At 41.3% G+C, this 4,676-nt stretch carries 4 protein-coding genes; 3 read left to right on the top strand and 1 reads right to left on the bottom strand.

The genetic code is table 11. The features are described 5' to 3' along the window. Window positions 1-45: 45 nt before the first annotated feature. Window positions 46-681 (bottom strand): HAD family hydrolase, encoded by a 636-nt coding sequence (locus L0J61_RS09365; protein WP_301466181.1) that lies wholly within the window; start codon window positions 679-681, stop codon window positions 46-48. 275 nt (window positions 682-956) lie between these two features. Between L0J61_RS09365 and L0J61_RS09360 the strand changes: the two genes are divergently transcribed. From L0J61_RS09360 to L0J61_RS09350, 3 genes are all read left to right on the top strand, one after another. Continuing rightward, window positions 957-2,810 carry an MFS transporter gene (locus L0J61_RS09360; RefSeq protein ID WP_301466180.1) on the top strand — a complete coding sequence of 618 codons (1,854 nt, stop codon included), beginning with the start codon at window positions 957-959 and terminating at the stop codon, window positions 2,808-2,810. A 142-nt stretch (window positions 2,811-2,952) separates the two neighbouring features. Beyond that, a complete protein-coding gene (prmC, locus tag L0J61_RS09355; protein ID WP_301466179.1) occupies window positions 2,953-3,876 on the top strand; it encodes a peptide chain release factor N(5)-glutamine methyltransferase in 924 nt (307 codons plus the stop codon). Window positions 3,877-3,954: 78 nt separating this feature from the next. Further along, window positions 3,955-4,676: HesA/MoeB/ThiF family protein (locus L0J61_RS09350; protein WP_301466178.1), on the top strand; the 722-nt coding region annotated here is incomplete at its 3' end.

The raw sequence follows: 4,676 nt of genomic DNA, 5'->3' as shown, positions 1-4,676 counted from the left end.
ATATAAAGAAGGTTTGTGTTTTAGGGTATTTAGAAATATGAGTATTTAGAAATATTTATAGAACTTTTCATCGGCTAAACTAAGCAGCTCATTATCTTCGGTTGTATCCCCATAAGCATATATAGTATTGAAGTCGCTCATATTATATCTTTGTTCGACTAACCGTTTTTTTGTTATTCCACTACAGTCTCCGTGGATATAGTTACCTGTCAATGTACCATCAGTAGATTCAACTTTAGAGCATATTAAATCCAACCCATGCTCTGTGCACCATGGTCTTAGGTATACATCCAGAGAGGCTGATACAATAACGACTATATCTCCTCTTTGCTGATGCCATTGTATTTTTTTGAATGCTGTGTCTCTGAGGTAATTTGGTATCGCCAACTTTGAGAATTGTTCGCCCTTTATTCTAAGCTGTTGCTCATTCATTCCTTTAAAAGCAAAGTAATAGACCTTTTTTCGGATATCACGACCCTGTAACTTACCTAATTTGTATTTCATAATAGCGGGAAATAAAACGATTCTGCCTGCATAAGTTCTTCTTTTACACGCTGCGAATAATATAAATTTAGTAAAAGTATCTGTGTGTGTAATTGTGCCATCAAAGTCAAATAAAGCGATATTCATAATTGAAGTCTTGTATTGTGAAATAATTGAAGTGCTAGATAATGAAGGCATATCAATGGCTGTGTAAGCTAATTCTACATGGGCTCAATGTTAGCGCAGATGTGATTTTGCCTTTTTAAGACATAGGCGATTGGATATTAAAATATCATAAGATATATCTAGTCAAGGTAGACGTTCTCAAGTACCATATTTAAATTTTGTTGATATGAATGTGTCTGTCCAACATTGAGCAATTTTTATCCGTCCATATTGTCAAAAATTGATATTAGTGATTGATAAAAATTGTGCGCGGTTGTGTTCTTTTTCTCAAGTATTAGTGAGTGATTATGTCTCCTGTCAAATCTGTGCCACCCAATCAACCGATTGCCAAAAAATCATGGGGTGAGGCTGCTAGGGCTTACTTAGACCCACGTGTCATCATCATGTTGTTTTTGGGTTTTTCAGCAGGTATTCCCATACTGCTTATTTTTTCGAGCTTATCGTTGTGGTTGAGAGAAGCAGGAATCGATCGTAGTGTGGTGACGATGTTCAGCTGGGCGGCGCTGGGATACTCATTCAAGTTTATTTGGGCGCCGTTAATTGATGCACTGCCTGTGCCAGTTTTAAGTAACTGGTTGGGTAGGCGCCGTAGCTGGATGGTGGTGTCACAGCTGCTTATCGTACTGGCTATTTTTTTGATGGCAACGGTCAATCCTGTCAGTGAGGATGTCTTGGTGTATATGGCTGGTGCCGCTGTTTTGCTTGGCTTCTCATCTGCTACCCAAGATATTGTCATTGATGCTTATCGTATCGAGCTGGCGCCGCCGTCGATGCAGTCTATTTTGTCCTCCATTTACGTCTCTGGCTACCGCTTAGGGATGATCGTTGCCGGAGCAGGGGCTCTATACCTAGCTGACTTCTTTGGCTCGACAGAGGCCTTCTACAGTTATGAAGCGTGGAGAAATACGTATTACATCATGGCTGGGGTCATGAGCTTGGGTATATTAACCACCTTTGCGAGTTATGAGCCAACGGCAGATATCTTGCAAAGCAATAAACAGAAAGGCAATTTGAAAGTATTTCTTATTTATTCAGCGTTACTACTCATACCAGGTCTGATTTTTGGTGTGATTTACTTAATCAATATGCTGATTAATTTGATGTTGAATACTACTATTTCTTTGATACCGATGGTGGTTATGTCTGGTGTCAAATTCTACTTTTTGGCATTGGTGGCTTGTGCTCCTTTGTTATTGTTGTATTTCATTATCAATCAGCCAAAGATTATTAATAAAGCACCGCTGGTGGCGGAAACTCGTGAAGACTATGTCAGATTGGTTTTGTTGTTTGTTTTCTCAGTGATGGCATTTATCGCGGCTTATATCTTAACAGGGCAAATACTGCCAGACTTTGAAGGCGTGTTTGTTAGCTTCTTTACTGAGACACTACATCTGATAGTGAGTTTGGTAGCCGCATTAGTCGTCGGTTATGCGTCGGTACAAGCAGGCTTGGTCAAAAAAGAAATTGCGATGGCGACCTGGATTGAACCTGTCTTAGATTTCTTCAAGCGTTATGGCAAAAAAGCGCTATTGCTGTTGGCGCTTATTGGTTTGTATCGTATTTCAGATATTGTGGCAGGGGTTATTTCAAACGTCTTTTACCAAGACATGGGCTTCAGTAAAACCGATATTGCGAACGCAGTGAAGCTCGTGGGTGTGATTATGTCCATCGGTGGTGGATTTTTGGGTGGTCTATTAGCGCAGCGTTTTCGTATCATGCATGCCATGATGATTGGTGCCATTCTTGCTTGTGTGACCAACTTGTTGTTTGTGGTTTTGACCTATAACCCAGGAAGCTTGCCATTTATGTATATGGCGGTGATATTTGATAACTTGGCGGCTGGGCTTGCCAGTGCTGTCTTTATTGCCTTTTTATCTGCCCTAACTTCTATACGTTTCACCGCTGTGCAGTATGCTATTTTTTCATCGTTAATGACGTTGATTCCTAAGGTGATGGGTGGCTATTCAGGTTCTATCGTTGATAGCATGGGTTATCCATTCTTCTTTATTTTCACCTTTGCTATTGGTATTCCAATTTTAGCACTGATTTATTTTGTCGATAAACATATTGTCATTGGGGATAACGACAATATATATAATGATGCTAAAAACGGTGGTAACGGCAGCGATATTGATAAATAAGCTAAACCAAACGAAATTGCATTGAATCAGTTGACGGTAAAAATTGCTATCTAAATCAGCATAGATTGTTAATCTGTGTTGATAAGTAATGGTATCTAAATAGGTTGCTCACAGCGTTGGCAGCTTTTTTAAATGCATAAATATGACAAAGATAAGAGCTGATATGATGACTGGTACGCCAAAAACTATCAAACAAATCAAACAGGACATTCAGAAAATAGCGAATGATGATACTGTAAATGGTAGTGTGCCATTATTTTGGTTGAGCGACTGGTTGTTACATGTCATCGACAAGCCAGGATTTTTTCTAATCACGGATGAAAATTATCAGCTTACTGAAGATGAGTTAAGCCGGTTTAATGTTGGCTTGCATAAAATGCAGCATGGTACGCCTTTAGCATACTTAACCGGTCAACAAGCATTTTGGTCACTAGATTTTAAAGTCAACGAGCATACTTTAATACCTAGACCTGATACTGAGGTATTGGTCGAACAAACCCTCAATTGGATAAAGTCGCAGCCATCCAATGATGGTCAGAAACGCTTGTTAGACCTCGGCACAGGGTCAGGATGTATTGCAGTGAGTTTGGCCTACGAGTTACAACAAGAAAGTATGAGAAAAACAGCCGAGCGCTGGCAGGTGGTCGCGGTTGATTTGTCTGCAGAAGCGCTAAAAGTAGCGGAATACAATGCAGCTATCAATAATGTTGCTGATATCCATTTTATTCAGAGTAGTTGGTACGACGGCTTGGCTGTTGAAGAGCCATTGTTTGACGTAATCGTGTCTAACCCGCCTTATATCGACGAGTCTGACGAGCATTTAGCCCGCCTGGTCGCTGAGCCGATCAGTGCGTTAAGTGCGCCCAATCATGGGCTTGCTGATATAGAGTATATTGTGCAGCAAGCACCGTCCTACTTGCATGCAGGTGGGCTGTTAGTCATTGAGCACGGTTTTGATCAAGGCGCACAGGTTAGGCAGTTGTTTTTGGACAATGGCTTTGCATCTGTTCATACGGTAAAAGACTACGGTGACAATGACCGTGTGACGCTAGGACAATGGCAGTAAGCTTGTATAGATAGAGTGGTTGGTAAATAAGTTTGGAATAATGGTAGATCTTGGAATAGCAGTAGATAAGGGCTAAATATGGCAATCTCATTAGAGGCAAAGCAGCTACTAGACGAAGAGCTGATGTCTTATGCACGGCAAATATTGCTCGATGGTTGGGATATTGATGCTCAATTACGCTTGAAAGCATCGCGTGTGGTGATGATAGGCGCAGGGGGGCTGGGGTGCCCCGCTTCTGAGACACTAGTACGTGCAGGTGTTGGGCAAATTCACTTAATTGATGACGATGTGATTGAGGTTAGTAATTTACAGCGACAGACGCTATTTTTGCCAGAAGATGTTGGCAAGCACAAAGCGATCACCGCAGTACAGATGTTGGAAAAGATCAATCCATTGATATCGGCCCGTGCCACAGTGGCAAGATTTAGCGAGAACACAGCTTATGAGTTACTGGGTATGGCATCAAGCAAGCCTGATTTGCTATTAGACTGTACTGATAATTTTGCTACTCGGGACATTATCAATCGGATGAGTGTACGCTATCAGATTCCGCTTTTATCAGCGTCAGCAATCGCTATGCAAGGTCAGTTGGCACTGTACGAACCACAACTAAACACTGGTTGCTATCACTGCGTATTCGGTTCTATAGTAGCCGATACTGAGGCGGATGAACGAAATTGTGCTAACTCAGGAGTGCTTGCTAGCACGACAGCGATTATGGGTAATTTACAGGCCAATGCTGCGCTGCAATATCTTGGGTTAACCAAAAATCCACTGACAAACAAATTACTCATATGGGA

Source organism: Psychrobacter sp., assembly GCF_030457785.1.
Lineage (GTDB): Bacteria > Pseudomonadota > Gammaproteobacteria > Pseudomonadales > Moraxellaceae > Psychrobacter.
Note: the sequence above shows the minus strand (reverse complement) of the source record. Positions and strands in the feature narration are given on the sequence as shown.